This window comes from Salmonella sp. NW722 (assembly GCF_051702785.1).
Lineage (GTDB): Bacteria > Pseudomonadota > Gammaproteobacteria > Enterobacterales > Enterobacteriaceae > Salmonella > Salmonella enterica.
Genome location: NZ_JAMMIN010000001.1, coordinates 297,257 through 316,896 on the forward strand (window position 1 = coordinate 297,257; position 19,640 = coordinate 316,896).

General features: G+C 52.8%; 20 protein-coding genes. 11 read left to right on the forward strand and 9 right to left on the reverse strand.

All coding sequences use genetic code 11. From position 1 onward, the window contains the following. Positions 1 to 206 precede the first annotated feature (206 nt). The 5 genes from osmY to clcB all read left to right on the forward strand — a co-directional run bounded on the left by osmY (position 207) and on the right by clcB (position 5,078). Entirely contained in the window at positions 207 to 917 is a 711-nt protein-coding gene (gene osmY, locus NA330_RS01420) for an osmoprotectant ABC transporter permease OsmY (protein ID WP_000557304.1), read from the forward strand. Positions 918 to 945: 28 nt separating this feature from the next. After that, entirely contained in the window at positions 946 to 1,848 is a 903-nt protein-coding gene (gene osmX / locus NA330_RS01425) for an osmoprotectant ABC transporter substrate-binding protein OsmX (protein WP_001211193.1), read from the forward strand. A 9-nt stretch (positions 1,849 to 1,857) separates the two neighbouring features. Then, positions 1,858 to 2,505, forward strand: coding sequence for an osmoprotectant ABC transporter permease OsmW (gene osmW, locus NA330_RS01430; protein WP_000379677.1), 648 nt, complete (start codon positions 1,858 to 1,860; stop codon positions 2,503 to 2,505). Further along, positions 2,505 to 3,653, forward strand: a complete 1,149-nt coding sequence (gene osmV, locus NA330_RS01435) for an osmoprotectant ABC transporter ATP-binding protein OsmV (protein ID WP_000593092.1) — start codon at positions 2,505 to 2,507, stop codon at positions 3,651 to 3,653. Before osmW ends, osmV begins: the two co-directional genes overlap by 1 nt. 135 nt (positions 3,654 to 3,788) lie before the next feature. Then, positions 3,789 to 5,078: a voltage-gated ClC-type chloride channel ClcB gene (gene clcB, locus NA330_RS01440; RefSeq protein WP_000554911.1), complete on the forward strand. Its 1,290-nt coding sequence runs from the start codon at positions 3,789 to 3,791 to the stop codon at positions 5,076 to 5,078. On the opposite strand, the gene bioD is transcribed toward clcB, so the two are convergent. The 3 genes from bioD to NA330_RS01455 form a co-directional block, all read right to left on the reverse strand. Continuing rightward, complete coding sequence (gene bioD, locus NA330_RS01445) at positions 5,034 to 5,729, reverse strand: dethiobiotin synthase (protein ID WP_000919206.1); 696 nt, start codon at positions 5,727 to 5,729, stop codon at positions 5,034 to 5,036. The genes clcB and bioD overlap by 45 nt on opposite strands. 125 nt (positions 5,730 to 5,854) lie before the next feature. Further along, the gene (mlc, locus tag NA330_RS01450; RefSeq protein ID WP_000225094.1) at positions 5,855 to 7,075 is read right to left on the reverse strand and encodes a sugar metabolism global transcriptional regulator Mlc; all 1,221 of its coding nucleotides are present in this window, start codon (positions 7,073 to 7,075) and stop codon (positions 5,855 to 5,857) included. Between the two features lie 127 nt (positions 7,076 to 7,202). Continuing rightward, positions 7,203 to 8,102: a LysR family transcriptional regulator gene (locus NA330_RS01455; RefSeq protein ID WP_001019577.1), complete on the reverse strand. Its 900-nt coding sequence runs from the start codon at positions 8,100 to 8,102 to the stop codon at positions 7,203 to 7,205. A 119-nt stretch (positions 8,103 to 8,221) separates the two neighbouring features. Between NA330_RS01455 and NA330_RS01460 the strand changes: the two genes are divergently transcribed. After that, positions 8,222 to 9,475, forward strand: a complete 1,254-nt coding sequence (locus tag NA330_RS01460) for an MFS transporter (protein WP_000091787.1) — start codon at positions 8,222 to 8,224, stop codon at positions 9,473 to 9,475. A gap of 66 nt (positions 9,476 to 9,541) precedes the next feature. On the opposite strand, the gene NA330_RS01465 is transcribed toward NA330_RS01460, so the two are convergent. Further along, positions 9,542 to 9,634 (reverse strand): KPN_01571 family protein, encoded by a 93-nt coding sequence (locus NA330_RS01465; RefSeq protein WP_001068154.1) that lies wholly within the window; start codon positions 9,632 to 9,634, stop codon positions 9,542 to 9,544. A gap of 235 nt (positions 9,635 to 9,869) precedes the next feature. On the opposite strand from NA330_RS01465, the gene asr reads away from it, so the two are divergent. Continuing rightward, positions 9,870 to 10,121, forward strand: coding sequence for an acid resistance repetitive basic protein Asr (asr, locus tag NA330_RS01470; RefSeq protein ID WP_017441038.1), 252 nt, complete (start codon positions 9,870 to 9,872; stop codon positions 10,119 to 10,121). Between the two features lie 268 nt (positions 10,122 to 10,389). After that, on the forward strand, positions 10,390 to 11,211 hold the full coding sequence (locus NA330_RS01475) for a trypsin-like serine peptidase (RefSeq protein ID WP_000549649.1): 822 nt from the start codon (positions 10,390 to 10,392) through the stop codon (positions 11,209 to 11,211). A 39-nt stretch (positions 11,212 to 11,250) separates the two neighbouring features. Here NA330_RS01475 and mdtI read toward each other — a convergent pair whose 3' ends face one another. The 3 genes from mdtI to NA330_RS01490 form a co-directional block, all read right to left on the reverse strand. Continuing rightward, positions 11,251 to 11,580, reverse strand: a complete 330-nt coding sequence (gene mdtI, locus NA330_RS01480) for a multidrug/spermidine efflux SMR transporter subunit MdtI (protein WP_001183821.1) — start codon at positions 11,578 to 11,580, stop codon at positions 11,251 to 11,253. Beyond that, complete coding sequence (gene mdtJ, locus NA330_RS01485) at positions 11,567 to 11,929, reverse strand: multidrug/spermidine efflux SMR transporter subunit MdtJ (protein ID WP_000500278.1); 363 nt, start codon at positions 11,927 to 11,929, stop codon at positions 11,567 to 11,569. Before mdtJ ends, mdtI begins: the two co-directional genes overlap by 14 nt. Positions 11,930 to 12,040: 111 nt before the next feature. Next, the gene (locus NA330_RS01490; protein ID WP_001539987.1) at positions 12,041 to 12,211 is read right to left on the reverse strand and encodes a protein YdgV; all 171 of its coding nucleotides are present in this window, start codon (positions 12,209 to 12,211) and stop codon (positions 12,041 to 12,043) included. A 135-nt stretch (positions 12,212 to 12,346) separates the two neighbouring features. Between NA330_RS01490 and NA330_RS01495 the strand changes: the two genes are divergently transcribed. Beyond that, positions 12,347 to 13,381, forward strand: a complete 1,035-nt coding sequence (locus NA330_RS01495; RefSeq protein ID WP_001118267.1) for an AI-2E family transporter — start codon at positions 12,347 to 12,349, stop codon at positions 13,379 to 13,381. A 174-nt stretch (positions 13,382 to 13,555) separates the two neighbouring features. Here NA330_RS01495 and pntB read toward each other — a convergent pair whose 3' ends face one another. Next, positions 13,556 to 14,944: a Re/Si-specific NAD(P)(+) transhydrogenase subunit beta gene (gene pntB, locus NA330_RS01500; RefSeq protein WP_000014056.1), complete on the reverse strand. Its 1,389-nt coding sequence runs from the start codon at positions 14,942 to 14,944 to the stop codon at positions 13,556 to 13,558. A gap of 10 nt (positions 14,945 to 14,954) precedes the next feature. After that, positions 14,955 to 16,484 carry a Re/Si-specific NAD(P)(+) transhydrogenase subunit alpha gene (gene pntA / locus NA330_RS01505; protein WP_001219354.1) on the reverse strand — a complete coding sequence of 510 codons (1,530 nt, stop codon included), beginning with the start codon at positions 16,482 to 16,484 and terminating at the stop codon, positions 14,955 to 14,957. 525 nt (positions 16,485 to 17,009) lie between these two features. Here pntA and ydgH point away from each other — a divergent pair. Next, positions 17,010 to 17,954 (forward strand): DUF1471 family protein YdgH, encoded by a 945-nt coding sequence (ydgH, locus tag NA330_RS01510; RefSeq protein ID WP_000769294.1) that lies wholly within the window; start codon positions 17,010 to 17,012, stop codon positions 17,952 to 17,954. Positions 17,955 to 18,252: 298 nt separating this feature from the next. Beyond that, the gene (locus tag NA330_RS01515; RefSeq protein ID WP_000412353.1) at positions 18,253 to 19,635 is read left to right on the forward strand and encodes an amino acid permease; all 1,383 of its coding nucleotides are present in this window, start codon (positions 18,253 to 18,255) and stop codon (positions 19,633 to 19,635) included. The last annotated feature ends 5 nt before the right edge of the window (positions 19,636 to 19,640 follow it).

Here is a 19,640-nt window from a genome sequence, read left to right on the forward strand (position 1 = left end):
ATAATTCTTTATCGTGAATGTTTACGCTAAGCCGCATAAGGGCAAAACATAATTGTTAATAGATGTTTAACAGTGTTAAACATCACGCTCCGCTGGAATCCTTCCCAACCTGTTGCTATAGCTCAAAGTACCCTGCCGGAACATGGCATAACAACACGCGACTCTTAACGTCGCCATAACACATGCAAACAGGGAGACACACCGCAATGCACACCCTCACCCTAAAACGCGTACTTGGGTTCACTATCGTCATTTTGCTGTTACTGGCGCTGTTTATCTGGGGAATCGGTCTGGAGACGCTGAAAGCGCGTCAGGTCGATCTGCTGTATCTCGGACAACGGCATTTGATGCTGGTATTTACGTCCATGTTTTTTGCTTTACTGGTCGGTATCCCGAGTGGGATTTTACTCAGCCGTCCTGCGGCAAAGGGATTTGCTGAATATGTCATGCAAATCTTTAATGTTGGTAATACCTTGCCGCCGCTGGCCGTCCTGGCCTTAGCGATGGTGATTATCGGGATCGGCGATACGCCCGCCATTGTCGCGCTATTTCTGGCCTCCCTTCTGCCTATCGTCCGCAATACCTATGCGGGCCTCTGTTCCGTTCCCGCCTCACTGATTGAAGCGGCGAACGGGATTGGGATGACAAAATGGCAGCGGCTTCGCCAGGTAGAGCTACCTAATGCGTGGCCAGTGATGCTGTCCGGTATTCGCATCGCGACCGCCATCAATGTCGGCACCGCGCCGCTGGCCTTTCTGATTGGCGCCAGCAGCTACGGCGAGCTGATTTTCCCGGGAATTTATCTCAACGATTTTCCGACGTTGATCCTCGGCGCAACGGCCACGGCGTTATTCGCGCTGATTCTTGACACTCTGCTTGCCTGGTTTGGGCGACGCCTTAGCCCTCATACCGTCTGAACGCATAAATAACAATAAGGAGCGTTAAATGAGATTCAAAAAACACCTGTTAGGATGGCTTGCCGCAACGCTGTTGTTCAGTAGCCAGACGCAGGCCGCGCCGCTGGTTCTCGCCACCAAAAGCTTTACCGAGCAGCATATTCTTTCCGCTATGACCGTTCAGTATTTGCAGAAGAAAGGCTTTCAGGTTCAGCCGCAAACCAATATCGCCGCGGTGATTTCACGTAATGCGATGGTGAATAAACAAATTGATATTACCTGGGAATACACCGGTACATCGCTGATTATTTTCAACCGTATCGATAAGCGCATGAGCCCACAGGAAACCTACGACACGGTAAAACGCCTGGATGCGAAGCTGGGCCTGGTATGGCTCAAACCGGCTGACATGAACAATACTTACGCGTTCGCGATGCAGCGCAAACGCGCCGAGTCGGAAAATATCACCACCATCTCGCAAATGGTGGCAAAAATCGAACAAGTCCGGCAGAACGATCCTGACCACAACTGGATGCTCGGTCTCGATCTGGAATTTGCCGGGCGCAGCGACGGGATGAAGCCCCTTCAGCAAGCCTACCAGATGCAGCTTGATCGCCCGCAAATACGACAGATGGACCCAGGGCTGGTCTATAACGCCGTTCGGGATGGGCTGGTTGACGCCGGGCTGGTCTATACCACCGACGGACGGGTGAAAGGGTTTGATCTGAAAGTGCTGGAAGATGATAAAGGCTTCTTCCCAAGTTACGCTGTCACGCCCGTAGTGCGTAAAGAGGTGCTGGAAGCCAATCCTGGCCTTGATGACGCCTTAAACACCCTTTCCGGCCTGCTCAATAACGATGTGATATCGACCCTAAACGCCCAGGTCGATATCGAGCATCGTACGCCGCAACAGGTAGCCCATCAATTTTTGCAGGACAAAGGTCTGCTGTAAGGAGCGCCTATGGATACGATACATTATATGCTGGATAACGCAGGCTATCTCGCCAGCCTTACCTTTCAGCATCTCTGGCTGGTCGCGCTGGCCGTCGGTCTGGCGATTATCATCGGCGTACCGTTAGGCGTTTTGATTGTACGCCACAAATGGCTGGCAACGCCGGTATTGGGCGCCGCCACGCTACTTCTTACCATTCCGTCTATCGCGCTGTTTGGGTTAATGATCCCGCTCTTTTCGCTGATCGGGCATGGTATTGGCGTTCTGCCCGCCGTGACGGCTGTTTTTCTCTACTCTTTACTGCCGATTGTCCGGAATACCCATACTGCGCTTGATAGTTTGCCGCCCGGTCTGCGTGAAGCGGGACGCGGCATCGGTATGACTTTCTGGCAACGGCTGCGCTGGGTCGAAATCCCAATGGCCCTACCGGTTATTTTCGGGGGTATCCGCACCGCGGTAGTGATGAATATCGGCGTGATGGCGATTGCCGCGGTGATCGGCGCCGGCGGTCTGGGGCTGCTACTGTTAAACGGCATTAGCGGCAGCGATATTCGCATGTTAATTGCCGGCGCGCTGATGATCTGTCTACTGGCAATTGTACTTGACTGGCTGTTGCATCGTCTGCAAGTCGTACTGACACCTAAGGGGATACGATAATGATAAAACTGGAAAATCTCACCAAACAATTTGTACAGAAAAAGGGTCAGCCGCTAAAAGCCGTCGACAACGTCAACCTGAACGTGCCGGAAGGCGAAATGTGCGTCTTACTCGGTCCCTCCGGCTGCGGCAAAACCACCACGTTAAAGATGATCAACCGGCTGATCGCGCCCAGCAGCGGTAATATTCTTATCAACGGCGAGAATACCAACGATATGGATACGGTAACGCTACGCCGCAATATTGGGTATGTTATCCAACAAATCGGCCTGTTTCCTAATATGACGATTGAAGAAAATATTACCGTTGTGCCGCGCATGTTGGGTTGGGACAAAGCGCGCTGCAAGCAACGCGCCGAAGAGTTGATGGACATGGTGGCGCTGGATGCCAGAAAATTTCTGCATCGCTATCCAAAGGAGATGTCCGGGGGACAGCAGCAGCGCATTGGCGTGATCCGCGCTCTGGCCGCCGATCCGCCGGTACTGCTGATGGATGAGCCCTTCGGCGCGGTGGACCCCATTAACCGCGAAGTGATCCAGAACCAGTTTCTGGATATGCAGCGTAAGCTAAAAAAGACCGTGATGCTGGTCAGCCATGATATCGACGAAGCGCTAAAACTCGGCGACCGTATCGCCGTGTTCCGTCAGGGGCGAATTGTACAGTGCGCCAGTCCTGATGAACTGCTGGCCAAACCGGCTAACGAGTTTGTCGGGTCGTTTGTCGGTCAGGACAGAACATTAAAGCGTTTGCTACTGGTCTCCGCAGGCGATGTTACCGACCAACAGCCAACCATTACCGCGCGGCCTTCCACGCCGCTAAGCGAGGCGTTCGGCATTATGGATGATCACGATATTCGCGCCATTACCGTCATTGACAACGACGGTAAGCCACTGGGATTTGTGAAGCGCCGGGAAGCGCGGAACGCCAGCGGAATCTGCGCCGATATCACCCATCCTTTCCGTATTACGGGCAAAGCGGAAGATAATCTGCGTATTGTGCTGTCCAGATTGTACGAAAGTAATACCAGCTGGATGCCGATCGTTGATGAAGACGGACGCTATAACGGTGAAATCTCTCAGGATTACATCGCCGATTATCTCAGCTCAGGCCGCACGCGTCGGGCGCTAAATATTCACGAAAACAGCTAACGCTGCCGCCGGATGGCCTCTCGCTATCCGGCAATATCATTATTGTACGCAATATTATATCGCACATAGTGCTTTTGCGTCTGACGCCATTTCCCCGCAGAATAGGCTATCCTGAAACTCCCTGTTTACCCGCTCATGCATCGTTTACACGCTTACCCGGATCTGCGCGCGATGTTTCGTCGCCTGCTGATCGCTACGCTCATCGGTATTCTCGCGGCGCTGGCTGTCGCCGCCTTCCGTCATGCGATGCAATTGCTGGAGTGGATTTTCCTGAGTAATGACACTGGCAGTCTGGTGAATGCGGCTGAGGGGCTTTCGCCCTGGCGAAGGCTGATTACGCCGGCGCTTGGCGGCCTGGCCGCTGGTCTGTTGCTGTGGGGGTGGCAAAAAATGAACCAACAGCGCCCCCATGCGCCCACTGACTATATGGAAGCATTGCAAACCGACGGGCAATTTGACGTTGGCGCCAGTCTGGTGAAATCGCTGGCCTCGCTGCTGGTCGTGGTCAGCGGCAGCGCAATTGGTCGCGAAGGCGCAATGATCCTCCTCGCCGCGCTGGCGGCATCCAGCTTTGCCCGACGCTTCACGCCGCGTGAGGAATGGAAATTATGGATCGCCAGCGGCGCCGCTGCAGGCATGGCGGGCGCTTACCATGCGCCGCTGGCGGGCAGTCTGTTTATCGCGGAAATCCTGTTCGGTACCTTAATGCTGGCTTCCCTCGGCCCGGTTGTCGTTTCCGCCGTCGTCGCCCTGCTAACCACCCATGTATTAAACGGTAGCGATTCACTACTCTATACCGTACATCTGACCGTTGATCTCCACGCGCGGGAGTACGTCATGATAGTCAGTACCGGCCTGGTCGCCGGTCTGTGCGGCCCGTTGCTGATGTGGCTGATGACGGCCAGCCATAATAGTTTCTTACGTTTAAAACTGTCGCCGCCCTGGCAACTGGCGTTGGGCGGGCTTATTGTCGGATTATTGTCGTTACTCACGCCCACGGTATGGGGAAACGGCTATAGCGTCGTACAATCATTTCTGCTCTCCCCGCCGCTATTCTCGCTGATTGGCGGAATTTTTGTGTGCAAAATCCTGGCGGTGCTCGCCAGCAGCGGGTCTGGCGCGCCGGGCGGCGTCTTTACGCCAACATTATTTGTCGGATTATCCATTGGAATGTTTCTGGGTCGGATATGGGGATTCTGGCTGCCAGGCTCGGATGAAATAGCGATTTTATTGGGGCTGGCGGGTATGGCGACGCTACTGGCGGCGACAACCCATGCGCCGATAATGTCCACCCTGATGATTTGTGAAATGACCGGCGAGTATCAGTTACTCCCCGGTCTGCTGATTGCCTGTGTAGTCGCGTCAGTGCTCTCGCGAACGTTACGCCATGATTCTATCTACCGCCAGCACGCTGCCGAGCATTGACAAACGAATATACTGCCCCAGCTCACGCTGCTCGGCGCGCGGCAGGTACGGTAACTCGCCAATCAACGGCGCTGGCAGTTTTTTCCCAAGCACATCAATAATTTCAGCATAATGCGCCAGGCCAGGATTGATACGATTCGCCACCCAGCCAATTAATGGCAGTCCATCGTTAGCGACAGCTTGCGCAGTCAGTAGCGCATGATTAATGCACCCCTCCTGAATCCCTACCACCATCAATACCGGTAACTGTTCCTGTACCACCCATTCGGACAATGGACGTAAATCATTCATCAAACTACGCCAGCCGCCAGTACCCTCCACAACCACGTGGTCCACTTTATCGCTCAGGCTCGCCAGACCGTTGGACAGCAAGGTGTAATTTATAGGACAGCTATGCGCGACGCTGCTTTCTTCTTCGCTTAACGCGATCGGATTAATCGCCTCATACGGCAACTCCAGCGAAGAGACGCTTTGCAATACCAGCGCGTCTTTGTTGCGCATCCCTTCTGCAGTCTCTTTGCTCCCTTTAGCGACAGGTTTATACCCTGCAACGCTCTTACCACCCGACGCTAACGCTTGTAGTAATGCGCGGGAAACCACCGTCTTCCCAACAGAAGTGTCTGTACCTGTAATAAAGAAACGCTTCAGCATCACTAACTCCACCGTTATGCTTCGAAAATATAAGCCAGGAAAATAATACAGTGGAGAAAGTCTAAGATATGGCAAGGGCAATCAGCTTGAGTTAGCGCAAATTTTTGTACAACAGTTAAAAAATGTTAACCCTGTAATAGACGAATCAACAAAGAGCCGTTATACATCGCGTCTTTTACCAACGCCGCCCCGGCCATCGTGCCCTGGTTGGTAAACTGCGTGCTTTCCACTACCGTATTCCTGCTGTAGGCGGGCAGCGCCTGCTGACGGATACTGTCAGCAATGGCCGGAAAAAGGATATCAGCCGCTTTACTTAGCGGCGAACCAATAAGAATTTTTTGCGGATTAAATAAATTCACCATGATAGCCAGAATGCGTCCGACATGCGCGCCAACGCCGCTAATAATATCTTTTGCTAATAGATCTCCCTGCATCGCCGCCTGACACAGTGAATCTACCGTTAACGGCTGGCCGTGCAACATTGAACTCATCGACTGATTAAGCCGAAGCTGCGTAAGTTCCAGCACGCTATCGACGCTGGCGATGGTCTCCAGACAGCCATGATTACCGCAATAACAGCGCTTACCATAAGGATCGACCTGGGTATGCCCAATCTCTACCAGACTGCTACTACCCGCATGAAGCAAATGACCGTCGGTGATAACGCCCGCCCCCACATTATGATCAATCACCACCTGGATAACGTCGCGCGCGCCGCGTGAGGCGCCAAAAAGCGCCTCTGCCATCGTCCAGGCGCTAATATCATGCTGAATGTAAACCGGTACGCCGGTGTGCCGCTCCAGCGCATCTCCCAAAGGCATCTCTTTGACATCTTCGTAATACGGCATCCGGTGCACAACGCCGTTTTCGGTATCGATAATGCCCGGTAACGTAATGGCAATGGAGGTCAGACGCTCCAGTTTCTGCTGATGGCGGGTAAAAAACCGATCAACGTGCGTAATAATTCGCTCAAGCAACGGCGTGGCTTCGGTTAACGGCAGCGGCAGACACTCTTCTACCACCAGTTTGCTGCTAAGATCGCGCAGTGCAAGGAAAATTTCGCCACGGCTAATACGAATAGATAAATAGTGCCAGGCCTCCGTTTCCACCATCAGCCCGACGGCGGGACGTCCACGACTGCCCGCCTCTTTAATTTCAAGTTCCTGAACCAAATGCGCTTCCAGCATTTCGCGAACAATTTTCGTAATACTGGCAGGCGCCAATTGCGCCAGACGAGACAGGTCAATTCGCGATACCGGTCCGAGCTGATCAATCAGGCGATACACTGCGCCAGCATTGGTCTGCTTAATTTGATCGATATGCCCAGGCTGACTATCAGCAACCACCGCTCACTCCCTTTATTTTCGCGCTCCGAAATAATCTGTGTGCTATGGTGAAACACTTCAATACTCGCCGTCAACTTTTTGCTTAGCCGTGTGATTAACTGCACATTTTCACCCTTTTTAAGCGTAATTAATCCCGTCGGGCAGCCAGTAATAGCAGTTGGCAAAACCGCTGTACGGCATGACTCTGTTCATGATGCTTTGGCCATACCAGCCACATTTCAGATACGGCGTCCTCTTCTGCCAGGGGAACCCAGCGCATCTCGCTCATCTGTACACGCTTAAAGGATGCCGGCAGAATCGAGACGCCCAGCCCCGCCGCCACCAGACCGATAATGGTCATTGCCTCGCCAACCTCCTGCGTGATGGTCGGCGACAGGTTATAGCGCCGCATCAGGCCGAGAATATCGTCGTAGAGGCCCGTCCCGACATGTGGATCGAAAAAGACGAAAGGTTCTTCCGCCAGCTCTGTCAGACTGACGACCGGCTTTTGCGCCAGTCGATGTTCGCGCGGGATCATGGCCATAAGCGGCTCATGCAAAATCACCTCGCGATTAAGTGTGTCGGGCAGCGGCGTATTCCGCAGCAAGCCAATATCCAGTACGCCTTCGTTGAGCGGCGCGATTTGCTCACGCGTATTCATTTCACGCGTTTGCATATGCACCCCCGGATAGGACTGGCGGAACAGCGAAAAGGTATGCGATACCGCCCGAATAAAAGGCGCTGAAGACGTAAAGCCAATACGGATTTCACCCGCTTCGCCCTGATGCAACCGCTCGGCGCGAGCGGCGGCGTCGTTTACCAGACTCAGGATGTGTCGGCTGTCCACCAGAAACTGGCGCCCGGCGGCGGTTAACGCTACGCTGCGGTTGGTCCGCGCCAGTAATCGCGCGCCGACCTGCTGCTCCAGAATTTGTATCTGCTGACTGAGCGGCGGCTGCGAGATATTGAGGCGCGCGGCGGCGCGACCAAAATGCAGCTCTTCTGCTACCGCCACAAAGTAACGTAAATGACGTAATTCGATATTCATATTTTTAACGTCTTATTTGAGACAATTAATATATTAGACAGAATATTTTGCTTTTTCTATGCTTTACATGTCGGTTATACCCGTCTCCTGTTGACGGAGATGTAAAGCAAGGATTTAACGTGAGTCGTACAACTATTCTCGATGACGCCACGGCGAGCGATATCGATGAACAATGCCATTCTCAGCCGGTTCAATTTATTAAACGCGGTACAGCGCCTTTCATGCGCGTCACGCTGGCCCTTTTTTCCGCGGGCCTGGCGACTTTCGCGCTCCTTTATTGCGTCCAGCCTATACTACCGGTACTTTCCCAGGAGTTTGGCGTCTCCCCCGCCAGCAGCAGCGTTTCACTTTCTATTTCTACCGCCATGCTGGCTATCGGCTTACTTTTTACCGGCCCGCTTTCTGATGCGATAGGCCGTAAACCGGTGATGGTCACCGCGTTGTTATTAGCTTCCTGCTGCACATTGTTATCAACCATGATGACCAGCTGGCATGGTATTCTGATTATGCGTGCGCTGATCGGTCTGTCGTTAAGCGGCGTCGCCGCGGTGGGAATGACCTACCTGAGTGAAGAAATCCATCCCAGCTTTGTCGCTTTCTCTATGGGGCTCTATATTAGCGGTAATTCCATCGGCGGGATGAGCGGGCGTTTATTAAGCGGCGTCATGACCGACTTTTTTAACTGGCGCATCGCGCTGGCGGCCATCGGATGCTTTGCGCTGGCGTCCGCGCTGATGTTCTGGAAGATTTTACCCGCCTCGCAACATTTTCGTCCCACGTCGCTACGGCCTAAAACGCTATTTATTAATTTCCGTCTCCACTGGCGCGATCGGGGGTTACCTCTGCTGTTTGCGGAAGGTTTTTTACTGATGGGCGCGTTCGTCACCCTGTTTAACTACATTGGCTATCGCCTGATGCTCTCCCCCTGGGAATTAAGCCAGGCCGTGGTCGGACTGTTATCCGTAGCCTATCTCACCGGCACATGGAGCTCGCCGAAAGCTGGCGCAATGACCTCACGCTATGGCCGGGGGCCGGTGATGCTGTTCTCTACCGCAGTAATGCTGGGTGGGCTTTTACTGACGCTTTTTACCTCGCTTTGGCTGATTTTTGCCGGGATGCTGCTTTTTTCCGCCGGCTTTTTCGCCGCGCACTCCGTGGCCAGTAGTTGGATTGGCCCGCGTGCGCGCCGGGCGAAGGGACAGGCCTCGTCACTTTATCTTTTCAGCTATTATCTGGGGTCCAGTATCGCCGGGACGCTAGGCGGCGTATTCTGGCATAGTTACGGCTGGAACGGCGTAGGCGGTTTTATCGCGCTAATGCTGGTGCTGGCCATCCTGGTCGGGACGCGGTTACATCACCGTCTTCACGCCTGAAAAGAAATAATCCGGCGATAGCAACGTGCGCTATCGCCGGGCTGGTTTCACGCCACGACTCACTGTTCACCACAGACCTGTCAGGCTTGATACGCCCATAACTTCTCTGATTGCATCCAGCGCCAGAAGCGTAAATACCACCCAGATTATCGGATTCATATACGGTGTGCCTGTTATTCTGGAGGACGGATATTACCGACTCTGCGACCAAAAATAACGGCCGGTAACGTAAAGCTACCTATTATGGTGGGGGCTGACATCGCGTTACCGGGGGATTGTACATAACGTTACATGCCGAAACCAATCACTCACGGAAGCCTTTTGATAACAGCGATATAGTCATTTCACCGGCCCCGCAGTGGGGTTGAATGAAAACCAAATCGAGGGTATCAAAATGAAAAAAGTATTAGCTCTGGTTGTTGCCGCTGCAATGGGTCTCTCTTCCGCAGCATTCGCGGCTGAGACTGCAACGCCTGCGAAAACCGCAGCGCCTGCCAAAACAACCCAGACCACCCAGCACCACAAAAAACAGCATAAAAAAACCGTTGAGCAAAAAGCGCAGGCGGCTAAAAAGCACCAGAAAAAAGATGGCAAAAAAGCCCCAGCCAAATCTGTGTCAAAAACAACTTCGCAGCCGGCTGCGTAAGTCGTAACATGCTGCGGCGCGCCCCCGCGCCCGTTTTTACGGCGCTAAATTGTTCTGGTTTAGCGCCGCCTTCCGGGAGGGCAAAAAAGTGTCTCGCTACCGCTTTGAGCTCATTCTTATCGTGCTTATTTTATGCGCCGTTATTGCCACGCATTTCTATCTTTCCTGAGTGTAGTTATCTGATTTTACTCCCACTTTCTTACCGTCACGTCTATAGTAGTACTGAGGGTTTGTTGTTAATAATCATAATTACCCACCAGAGTGTGATATGCATAAAACCATTGCTGTATTACTGGGCATAGTGTGTTTTTTACCGGTTATGGCGAAAGCCAGGGGGGCTGAAACAGACGCCACGGATGCCAGCGACGTCAAAACGCTTTTTTTTAACCATGATGATCGGGTGCCCGTCGCCGATCCTACCCAATCGCCGTGGGATGCCATCGGGCAACTAGAGACCGCCAGCGGTAATTTGTGTACGGCAACGCTTATCTCCCCGCATATCGCCCTGACAGCAGGTCACTGCCTGCTAACGCCACCGAAAGGAAAACCAGACAAGGCGGTTGCGCTGCGTTTTGTGGCGCGAAAAGGAGTATGGCGCTATGAAATCCACGGCATTGAAGGCCGCGTTGAACCGTCGCTGGGCCGACGCCTGAAAGCGGATGGCGATGGCTGGATTGTGCCGCCTGCCGCGGCAAGCTGGGATTTTGGTCTGGTAATATTACGCTACCCACCTTCCGGTATCACGCCAGTGCCTTTATTTACCGGCGATAAAGCGGCGCTCACTGCGGCGTTGAAAGCCGCAGACCGAAAAGTCACGCAGTCCGGTTATCCGGAAGATCATCTGAATGCGCTTTATTCCCATCAGGATTGCGTCGTGACCGGCTGGGCGCAGAATGCCGTACTCTCACACCAGTGCGACACGTTACCTGGCGACAGCGGCTCGCCGCTCTTATTGCACACGGATAGCGGATGGCAGCTCATTGGCGTACAAAGCTCCGCTCCTGCGGCTAAAGATCGCTGGCGCGCCGATAACCGCGCCATATCCGTCACCGGCTTTCGCGATAAGCTGAAAGCTCTGGCGCAGGATTAATGCGGGAATCGCTGCCTGAACCGACAGGCAGCGATCGTCTCAGGCAAATTTGATCATGACCATTCCGGCGAGCAGCAATATCACGCCAACCCAGCCTTTGGGGTTTAAGCGCTGGCCGAAGAGCACCCAGCCCGCCGCCAGCGTGGCGGCAATACCAAAACCGCCCCATAACGCATACGCCACCGACAGGTCTATCCCTTTTACCGCCTGGGAAAGCGCGCTGAAGGCGGCCAGAACAGCGGCAAGCGATAAGATGCCATAGCATTTACGGCGAAAGCCGTCCGAAAATTTCAACAGTACGTTAGCCGCGATTTCCAGCATTATTGCCAGCCCAAGCCAGGCGCCGTGTATCCATTCAAATTGTTGCACGAGTCGCCTCCTTCACCGGTTTGCCGGGTTTACGCGTCCCTGATTTGATCAATACGATGCCAGCGACCAGCGTCAGCAAGCCGGCTATCTTCATGGTTGATAATGCTTCATCAAATAGCAGCACGCTAAAAATGGTAATAAATAAAATGCCGATCCCTTCCCATAAGGCATACGCTACACCCAGGGCAATCTTTTTTACCGCAAAAGAAAGAAATATATATGACAGCGTGATCATCACCAGCATTAAAATAAAACCCGCATTGCCATTACCCACGCTAGCCCATTTCATTGAGAGCGTGCCGGTAATTTCAGTCGCGATAGCCAGAGCTAATAAAATCCAGTAAAACATGACACTTCTCCTGCATGAGAATATACTCTTTCGAGTCTGCTGCACGCAGCAAACTAAAAGATAAAATCAGTTAGCACAGCGCGTTGCGCCAGCTCAGGTAGAAGTGAGAGACTAAAGTGCGTTACGCCAGTGCTGCTCGCCAATAAGCAGGAAAAAGGAGGTAGAGTGAAGATGCGTTTGCGTGGAGAAAAAAGCGCTGAACATATTGTCCATAATATTACAATTATCCGCAGTGTTGCTTCTCGTCATCGCGGATGATAATTGTCCTCGGTAGTTGAACACGCCTGATTTGTATCATAAGCCAGGAATTAACTCAAAATATTTTCACTTCTTTACCTGAAGTGTTTGATTTTAACCAGAACAGGTCGACCGACATCACATTATTATTCGAGTCGGCATCAGAAAACAGGGACTGATATGGCAAAACCGATCATCACGCTCAATGGTCTAAAAATCGTCATTATGCTGGGAATGCTGGTGGTTATTCTGAGCGGTATCCGCTTCGCCGCAGATATCATTGTTCCCTTTATTTTGGCGTTATTTATTGCAGTCGTTCTCAATCCCGTTGTGCAACGGATGACCCGATGCCGAATTCCGCGCGTTATCGCCGTATCATTGCTCATTGTGATTATTGTTATGTTAATGGTACTGCTACTGGCCTATTTGGGGACATCATTAAATGAACTGGCTCGTACCCTACCGCAATATCGCTCCTCATTGGTGATACCGTTGCAACGTATTGAACCGTGGTTACAGCGAGCAGGCATTGGCGTGTCGGTTGATGAGCTGGCGAAATATATCGATCCAAACGCCGCCATGACTCTGGTAACGAACCTGCTCACCCAACTGTCCAATGCCATGTCGTCCATCTTTTTATTGTTATTGACCGTGGTATTTATGCTGCTGGAGGTTCCACAATTGCCTGAAAAACTGCAGCAGATGATGAGCCGTCCGGCGGAAGGCATGGCGGCAATTCAACGCGCGCTTGATAGCGTTTCCCATTATCTGGTGTTAAAAACAGCGATCAGTATCGTGACGGGGCTGGTCGCATGGGGAATGCTGGCCGCGCTGGATGTCCGCTTCGCCTTTGTCTGGGGACTACTGGCCTTCGCGCTGAACTATATTCCTAATATTGGATCGGTGCTCGCTGCCCTGCCGCCCATTATTCAGGTGCTGGTATTTAACGGGTTTTATGATGCGCTGCTGGTGCTGGCAGGCTATCTGCTGATTAATCTGGTCTTCGGCAATATCCTTGAGCCACGAATCATGGGACGTGGTTTAGGCCTTTCAACCTTAGTGGTATTTTTGTCGTTAATTTTCTGGGGCTGGCTATTAGGTCCGGTGGGCATGTTGCTCTCCGTTCCGTTAACCATCATTGTCAAAATCGCCCTCGAACAGACCACCGGCGGGCAGAGTATCGCCGTTCTGCTTAGCGATTTAAACAAAAGATAAAATGCAATACATACACAAAATCATTCAAGATGCCTCGCGGCGGCAAGGGAAGAAATCCCCGGGAGCATAGATAACGATGTGACCGGGTTTTCTGAGCGCAGCCAACAAAGAGGCAGCTTAAAGGATGAAGTGTATAAAAACGGCCTCCGAAGAGGCCGCCGCACGTTTAAAAGATTAAAGCGCTTTCAGAATCGCATCCACGCTGGCTTTGGCATCGCCAAACAGCATTTGCGTATTCTCTTTAAAGAACAGCGGGTTCTGCACGCCAGCATAACCGGTATTCATTGAACGCTTAAAGACCACGACATTCTGTGCTTTCCACACTTCGAGAACCGGCATACCGGCGATCGGGCTGCGGGGATCGTCTTGCGCCGCCGGGTTCACCGTATCGTTCGCGCCAATCACCAGCACGGTATCGGTATCGGCGAAATCATCGTTGATCTCATCCATTTCCAGCACGATGTCATAAGGCACTTTCGCCTCCGCCAACAGCACGTTCATATGCCCCGGCAGGCGACCCGCCACCGGATGAATGCCGAAACGCACGTTGATACCGCGTGCACGCAGTTTTTCGGTGATTTCCGCCACCGGATACTGCGCCTGCGCCACCGCCATCCCGTACCCCGGCGTAATAATGACGGAGTGGGAGTTTTTCAGCATCTCAGCGGTCTCTTCCGCTGTGATTTCGCGATGTTCGCCAGCTTCCTGATCGTCGCCTGTTGAGGAGCCGTCAGTACCGAACCCACCGGCAATAACGCTGATGAAAGAGCGGTTCATCGCTTTACACATAATGTAAGACAGGATCGCGCCTGACGAACCGACCAGCGCGCCGGTCACAATCAGCAAATCGTTGCTCAACATGAAGCCAGCCGCAGCGGCAGCCCAACCGGAATAGGAGTTCAGCATTGAAACCACCACCGGCATGTCCGCCCCGCCGATAGAAGCGACCAGATGCCAACCAAACGCCAGCGCGATAATGGTCATCAGCAGCAGTGCCAGAACCTGTAGACCCACGCTTTCGGTACGAACAAAAACCAGCAGCAACAGGAAAGAAACAACCAGTGCCGCCAGGTTCATTTTGTGACGGTTAGGCAACATCAACGGCTTAGAAGAGATTTTGCCGCGCAGTTTACCAAACGCTACGATCGATCCAGTGAAAGTGACTGCGCCAATAAAGATACCGAGGAAGACTTCGGTCAGATGGATATTCACCAGCACCGGCGCCAGACTGGCGTCATGGTACAGATAGCTGTTAAAACCAACCAGTACCGCCGCCAGGCCCACGAAACTGTGCAGAATCGCGACCAGCTCCGGCATCTCGGTCATCTCAACTTTTTTCGCCATGCGGATGCCAATCGCGCCGCCAATAATCATGGCGACCAGAATCCATGCCACGTTGCCGGTATCCGGCCCGAAAATGGTCGCCAGCAACGCGATCGCCATCCCGGCAATACCGAAGTTATTCCCCTGGCGGGACGTTTCATGCTTTGAAAGCCCGGCAAGACTGAAAATAAACAGGATCGCGGCAACAATGTATGCAGCTGTAACTAATCCTCCAGACATGTGTTACCCCTTAGTTTTTCCGGAACATTTTCAGCATACGCTGAGTCACGGTGAAGCCACCGAAAATATTAATGCTGGCGATAAGCACCGCGATAAAGCTCAGGAAGCTGACCCAGCCGCCCTGACCAATTTGCAATAATGCCCCGACAACAATAATCCCTGAAATTGCGTTGGTCACCGACATTAATGGCGTATGAAGCGCATGAGACACGTTCCACACCACGTAATAACCAACCACGCAGGCGAGCGCAAACACGGTAAAATGGCCGAGGAACTCTTTTGGCGCGACATCGGCCAGCCAGCCAAAAAGAATGATCGCCAGCGCCATTAACGCATACTTCCGCCAGGGTGAAGCGGGCTTTTCCGGCTCTTTTGGCGCAGGTGCTGCTTTAGGCGCGGCCTGTGGCTGCGCGGAAACCTGGATTGGCGGCGCAGGCCAGGTAATGTCGCCGTCGCGAATCACCGTCACGCCACGGATCACGACATCGTCAAAATCCACGTCAATATTGCCGTCTTTCTCTTTGCACAGCAGCTTCAGCAGGTTAACCAGGTTGGTGCCATAAAGCTGGGATGACTGCGTCGGCAAACGCCCCGGTAGATCGGTGTAGCCAATTACTTTCACGCCATTGTCCGTCGTCACAACCTGATTGGCGACGGTATATTCGCAGTTACCGCCATTCTGCGCGGCCAGGTCGACAATCACGCTGCCGGCCTTCATAGAATCGACCATATCGCGGGTAATCAGCTTCGGCGCAGGTTTGCCCGGAATCAACGCGGTGGTAACAATGATATCGACCTCTTTGGCCTGGGCGGCAAAGAGCGCCATTTCCGCTTTGATAAACGCCTCGGACATCACTTTGGCGTAACCATCGCCGCTACCGGCTTCCTCTTTAAAATCCAGTTCGAGGAACTCAGCCCCCATACTCTGGACCTGCTCTTTGACTTCAGGACGAGTGTCAAACGCGCGGACAATCGCCCCCAGGCTGTTTGCCGCGCCGATAGCCGCAAGACCGGCAACGCCCGCGCCAATCACCATCACCTTCGCCGGCGGCACTTTCCCGGCGGCGGTGATTTGGCCGGTAAAGAAGCGCCCAAATTCATGCGCGGCCTCTACAATGGCGCGATAACCCGCGATATTCGCCATTGAGCTTAACGCGTCGAGCGACTGCGCGCGGGAAATACGCGGCACGGAGTCCATCGCCATCACCGTGACCTTACGTTCGGCAAGTTTCTCCATTAACCCAGGATTTTGCGCAGGCCAGATAAAACTGACCAGCGTAGTCCCGGGGTTCAGTAAAGCGATTTCATCTTCTTCAGGCGCATTAACCTTGAGAATAATTTCCGACTGCCAGATAGCATTGCCGTCTACAATATCCGCGCCAGCCTGCGCAAACGCTTTGTCGTCAAAACTTGCCAGTTGACCCGCCCCGCTTTCGATAGCGACGCTAAACCCCAGCTTCAGTAGCTGCTCTACCGTTTTCGGCGTCGCAGCGACACGGGTTTCATTGGGTAACCGCTCTTTTGGTATGCCAATTCGCATAAATGTTCCCTTCCATCGGTATTTTTGATGATGGTTTGTCAGTAAGCGCGAGAAGCGTACGCCTGCCCGCGTTTGAGGTAAATGTTACCCCAGCAGAATAAAACCGTTACAAACTCTCTATAACCTACTGAAAATAACGCCTGTGATCTAGCGCCAAAAAACAGAATTTTTTATCAAATTTGCAAAACATGAACGATTCAGCCGCTAAGCAGCCATAATGCCTTGAAAATGGCCTGCGAGGGCTGATAATTCGCTCAAATTTGACAGCAAAACATCATTAAACCTCTGCCGGGATCAAGAAGTTAACATTAAATTAACTTATTAAATTTATGCGCTTCATTAGCTTAGCCGCCCGGACGCCGTTTTTTTCGACATATCGGCAAATGTTATCATCAAAGATAGGATACATGACACGATGCGTGAAAAATCCCGCAGACATCCATATGGTTAAATGCAATAATCAGCCACGTTTCTAGTCAATAACAATACCAGTACCTGGTTTGCGCAAGGCGAAGGATTATTTTTATGAAGCTTAAGAACACTCTCCTGGCGTCGGCTCTGCTTTCTGCGGCTGCTTTTTCTGTCCATGCAGCAACAGAACTGACGCCGGAGCAAGCGGCTGCACTAAAACCTTATGACCGCATCGTTATTACCGGTCGTTTTAATGCTATTGGCGATGCGGTCTCCGCCGTGTCCCGCCGCGCAGATAAAGAAGGCGCAGCCTCCTTCTATGTTGTCGACACCTCGGAGTTCGGCAACAGTGGTAACTGGCGTGTTGTGGCGGACGTGTATAAAGCCGACGCGCCGAAAGCCGACGCGCCCAAAAATCGTGTCATTAATGGCATCGTGGAATTACCGAAAGACCAGGCCGTACAATTAGAACCGTATGACACCGTCACCGTTCAGGGCTTCTACCGTAGCCAGCCGGAAGTTAACGATGCCATTACGAAAGCGGCGAAACAAAAAGGCGCATACGCTTTCTATATTGTTCGTCAGATAGATGCGAATCAGGGCGGAAACCAGCGCATCACTGCATTTATCTATAAACAAGATGCGAAAAAACGCATCGTCCAGAGCCCGGACGCTATTCCGGCAGACTCTGAAGCTGGCCGCGCCGCGCTGGCTCAGGGCGGTGAAGCTGCAAAGAAAGTCGAAATTCCAGGCGTCGCCACGTCAGCCTCGCCGAGCGCCGAAGTAGGCCGTTTCTTCGAAACGCAATCCTCCAAAGGCGGGCGTTACACTGTCACACTTCCGGATGGCACAAAAGTTGAGGAGCTGAATAAAGCGACGGCTGCGATGATGGTGCCTTTCGACAGCGTTAAGTTCACCGGCAACTACGGCAATATGACAGAAATCTCCTACCAGGTCGCCAAACGCGCGGCGAAGAAAGGCGCTAAGTATTATCATATTACGCGTCAGTGGCAGGAGCGCGGTAATAACATCACCATCAGCGCCGACCTCTATAAATAAGGCGCGCGTCGCCATCAGGCTTTCTCGCCGGATGGCGGCATACCTGCCTTATCAGGCCTACACGATCGTTCAACGGCAGGCCTGATAAGCCGCCATCCGGCACTTTCCCGCGGGTTGCCAGTTCCGTCAAATATCGCGATGAATCTCACTTTTCGCTTTTTTGGCGATAAATCTTATCCAGGCCGTTGCATGCGGTCCCTTCTCTCCGTAAAATCCCGCGCCTTAGTGGCTTTCACCATTTTTATGCGTTTTGCCATAATAATTATTCTTCCAATTTCATTTTTATAGCTGGATACCAATGGAAAAAAAACTGGGACTGAGCGCGCTGACCGCGCTGGTTTTAAGCTCAATGCTTGGCGCAGGTGTTTTCAGTCTGCCCCAGAATATGGCCGCCGTTGCCAGTCCGGCTGCGTTGTTAATTGGCTGGGCCATTACCGGCGTGGGGATACTCTTACTGGCATTCGCTATGTTAATCCTTACGCGCATTCGCTCCGAGCTTGACGGCGGCATCTTTACTTACGCCCGCGAAGGCTTCGGCGAACTGATTGGCTTTTGTTCTGCCTGGGGCTATTGGCTGTGCGCGGTCATCGCCAACGTATCCTATTTGGTTATCGTCTTTTCAGCGCTGAGTTTCTTTACCGATACGCCTGCCCTGCGTCTGTTTGGCGACGGTAATACCTGGCAGGCTATTGTCGGCGCTTCAGTCCTGCTCTGGATTGTCCATTTCCTCATCCTGCGCGGCGTACAAACGGCAGCCAGCATCAATCTGGTTGCGACTCTGGCGAAACTGTTGCCGCTCGGCGCGTTTATTGTGCTGGCTATCATGATGTTCAAACTGGATACCTTCACACTGGACTTCACCGGTGTTGAACTCGGTATTCCCGTATGGGAACAGGTCAAGAACACCATGCTTATTACGCTGTGGGTGTTTATTGGCGTTGAAGGCGCCGTCGTCGTCTCGGCCCGAGCGAAAAATAAACGCGATGTAGGCCGCGCCACGCTACTGGCAGTACTCGCAGCGCTGGGAATATATCTCCTGGTCACGCTGCTTTCTCTTGGCGTTCTTGCGCGTCCGGAACTGGCGGAGATGCGCAACCCGTCGATGGCCGGACTGATGGTAAAAATGATGGGGCCGTGGGGAGAAATTATTATTGCAGCGGGACTGATTGTGTCTGTCTGCGGGGCTTATCTAAGCTGGACTATCATGGCGGCAGAGGTGCCGTTTCTGGCGGCAGCCTATAAATCCTTCCCGGGCATCTTCGCGCGACAAAATGCGCAAGGCGCGCCTTCTGCATCGTTATGGCTCACCAATATCTGTGTACAAATCTGTCTGGTGCTGATCTGGCTGACCGGTTCGGACTACAACACGCTATTGACGATTGCGTCAGAAATGATTCTGGTGCCCTATTTTCTGGTCGGCGCATTTCTGCTGAAGATTGCAACGCGTCCCCTCCATCGGGCGGTCGGTATCGGAGCCTGTATTTATGGCTTATGGTTATTATATGCGTCGGGTCCCATGCACCTGCTGCTGTCCGTCGTGCTGTACGCGCCTGGATTACTGGTTTTCCTGTATGCGCGTCGGACGCACAAGCATGACAACGTGTTAAATCGTCAGGAAGTCGTGCTGATTGGTTTATTGCTGGTCGCAGCGGTTCCGGCTACGTGGATGCTGGTGGGTTAACGACC